Here is a 1659-nt window from a genome sequence, read left to right on the forward strand (position 1 = left end):
TAAATACAAAGATTAAAAATATAAATCATGACATTTCCAAGATTAAGTTCTACTTATCAATGTTTTTTAAGTAGAACTTAGTCTTAAAAAAAGTAGAATTTACTTTTCAAATTAAATAATAATTAAAAACACTACCTATTGATTTCCAATACTGTAGTGTTTCATTCTATTAAATAAGATGATGAGCTTTTAAGCAATCTTCCATTTCCTGTGGATTTAAGCAACCATTTTCTCCTAAATGAATAGATGGTTTTGTCTTACCATGAAAATCACTTCCACATGTATACAAGACATTTAGTTCTTTAGCTTTATTGTAGAAATATTCATTTGTTTCTGTTGTATGATAACTTGAAAAACATTCTACTCCATCTAATCCTAATGCCACCATTTCATCAAACAGTTCAAACTGTCCTTTTAAATTATTACCAGGATGAGCCAACAGGCCAACTCCACCATGTTGATGAATCAATTGTATAGTTTCTTCTAAAGTTGGAAAATGTATCTCTGTATAACATGGTTTCCCTTGGGCATAATAATCCCAATAAAAATTCACATAGGGATTATCACTTCTTTCTCCACCTTGACGATAGGGTTTTAATAATTCATGATCATCATATCGTGAATCATTCAATAAGGCTTCACCAAACATTTCACCTGTATAGACACCATTTGTTGATAATGCATCTAATTGTTCTTTTTTCAAATCAAATCCTAAGGCATTCGTTAATTCTAATTTTTTCATACTGTATGCAAGTTCCTGTTTCTCAATATCTTCACCTAATTGATTAAAAACTTCCTGATTATCAATACCATATCCTAACACATGTAAATTAACACCTTTATATGTACAATCAATTTCAATAGCAGGAATATATGTCATTCCTAATTCATCTGCATGTTTTTTTGCTTCCTCATTTGCTTTTACCCAGTTATGATCAGCAATAGCCATGATTTTCACACCTGCCTCATGACACATATCTACTAACTGTGTTGGTGTATATTCTCCATCATCGCTATACATACTATGCATATGTAAATCAATATAACTCTTTGTCATCATTCTTCTCCTCCTTTATAATGTACTTGATATAATCATTATCCCATTATAAAAAATGTTTGACAATCATTAACTATATCAATAAGAAAATTTAAATCGATGATCTTCCTGATATTGTTTTCTTGATGGATTTCCTTCAACTATATATATTTTTTTAAAAATCATTATTTGCACAGTGAGCCTACTAAAAACCTCAAAATCCTTATTTTATCGGGATTTTGAAGCATAGAAATCTCTGTATCTTAATGATTTGGTAAGGTGTATGGCGCTATTTAGTACCATTTCGACCTTTTCTAGCTTATCAGCTGGGGATTAGATATAAAGCAATATAGATTAATGTAATGCTGTATATCATCTCTAGAAAATCCTGGATGAGATCTTAGAAATCGTTTTAGTAAGTAACACTGCCTGTTTATGGGATTCAATGGATTATCTTTATCTTTGCATTTTTTTAGCTTATTTGCATCATATGATTCATCGCTCAGTTTCAATTCTTTTATCAGAATCTTATGACTTTTTTCTTTGTCATGTATAAGATGCGATCCAGGCTTAATATGATTTATGAATGTGTCCTTTGTTTTCTTTTGGCATGTTTTTCCAAA

General features: G+C 30.0%; 2 protein-coding genes. Both read right to left on the reverse strand.

Annotation, left to right across the window (positions count from 1 at the left end):
• Positions 1–169 precede the first annotated feature (169 nt).
• On the reverse strand, positions 170–1060 hold the full coding sequence (locus tag B5G32_RS13490) for a PHP domain-containing protein (RefSeq protein WP_239386266.1): 891 nt from the start codon (positions 1058–1060) through the stop codon (positions 170–172).
• Between the two features lie 290 nt (positions 1061–1350).
• Positions 1351–1659, reverse strand: a 309-nt coding sequence (locus tag B5G32_RS14060) for a hypothetical protein (RefSeq protein WP_204209774.1), incomplete at its 5' end; no start/stop codon positions are given.

The organism is Massilimicrobiota sp. An80, assembly GCF_002159255.1.
GTDB lineage: Bacteria > Bacillota_I > Bacilli_A > Erysipelotrichales > Coprobacillaceae > Allocoprobacillus > Allocoprobacillus merdigallinarum.

Bases quoted from the DNA above. Each gene is read 5' to 3' on its own strand.
- B5G32_RS13490 (WP_239386266.1), bottom strand. From the start codon at position 1,060: ATGATGACAAAGAGTTATATTGATTTACATATGCATAGTATGTATAGC.